The organism is Candidatus Micrarchaeota archaeon (assembly GCA_028866575.1).
In the GTDB taxonomy this organism is placed as follows: Archaea; Micrarchaeota; Micrarchaeia; order Micrarchaeales; family Micrarchaeaceae; genus UBA12276.
Genome location: JAGWHU010000044.1, coordinates 1 through 1,244 on the forward strand (window position 1 = coordinate 1; position 1,244 = coordinate 1,244).

Annotated in this window: 1 protein-coding gene; it reads left to right on the plus strand. The window is 47.4% G+C overall.

Annotated elements, in window-relative coordinates:
- Positions 1–281 precede the first annotated feature (281 nt).
- The gene (locus KGI06_06345; protein MDE1871828.1) at positions 282–1,151 is read left to right on the plus strand and encodes an IS5 family transposase; all 870 of its coding nucleotides are present in this window, start codon (positions 282–284) and stop codon (positions 1,149–1,151) included.
- Positions 1,152–1,244: the final 93 nt, after the last annotated feature.

The window sequence follows — 1,244 nt, forward strand, 5'->3', positions numbered from 1 at the left end:
GCCTGAAAATCTGAAGGCCCAGATTAAACGAATGATAGATGAAGGACAGGATGTTGAATCACTGAAAGACATAGCAAAGAAGTTGAAGTAAAGAATACCCACACTTTCATATATTAACAAACCAATCCTATAATTCTACATGAAATTAGCCGCGTAGAAACCCTCGATTTTTGACGTAATTGTCGATCCGATTTATCAGGCAGATCTATAGCTGACAAGTACCATCACGGCACATGAAGCCATCGATATACGTGAGGATGGCTCGTACGATGATGCGTATATTGGAGAAAGCAAGGGTGCCGCCATACCTACACAAGAGTTCCAACCACGTGTACTCGGTCTGGCAGCACCTCGTGTTGCTCACGCTTCGTCAGTACGAGCGCAAGAGCTATCGTAGGTTCGTCGAGTTCCTAGAAGAGGCTTTTGGTGTTGTAGGATTCCTTGGCCTGTCAAGGATTCCACACTACACCACGCTGCAAAAGGCAGCCGCGAGGCTGAGACACGGCATGCTGCTGAAGATACTGGAATCGTTTCTTGCATACTGCCAGGTATCCCGGATGCTTGCAGGGATGGATGCGACGGGACTGTCACATGGTCAGGCATCGTATTACTATACAAAAAAGTTCAAGCTGCGAAGGAAATTCGTCAAGATTACCATATGTGCGGACCTGAAGCGGCAGATTGTCTGCGGCATCAAGATACGGCACAGGAGGAGAAATGACATGTACGATTTCACGCCATTGCTGCGCAAGCTCACCGGGCTGGCAAGGGTCGGGACGATGGTTGCAGACAGAGGGTTTGATTCCGAGCAGAACCACGTCGATGCGGGTAATCTTGGCGTTGAGCGGTGCATCATCAGGCCAAGGTACGAGAACCTAAAGCCGTCCAAGACAAGGGGAGAGCACCGCAGGAGGATGAAGAGGAGGTTTCCCTGGAGGACGTACCATCAGCGAAGCAAGATGGAGACGATATTTTCAGTGATAAAGGGAATGCTTGGGGACAGCGTCACGTCAAGGTCAATCGTGACGCAGAACAGGGAGACGCTGTACAGGGTGATTGCGTATAATTGCTACAGGATTACCAGGAATTATTTTGTTATTTTTGGATGGTTTCTACGCGGCTTAGTCGGACTACAATTCATGAATAGTTAATAGAACTAATTCGATTCAACGTGTGATTTGTTGACTTTGTCTATTGCCTTCCTTATTATGTTTTTTAGCTCCTCATGCGTCATACTTTCTACA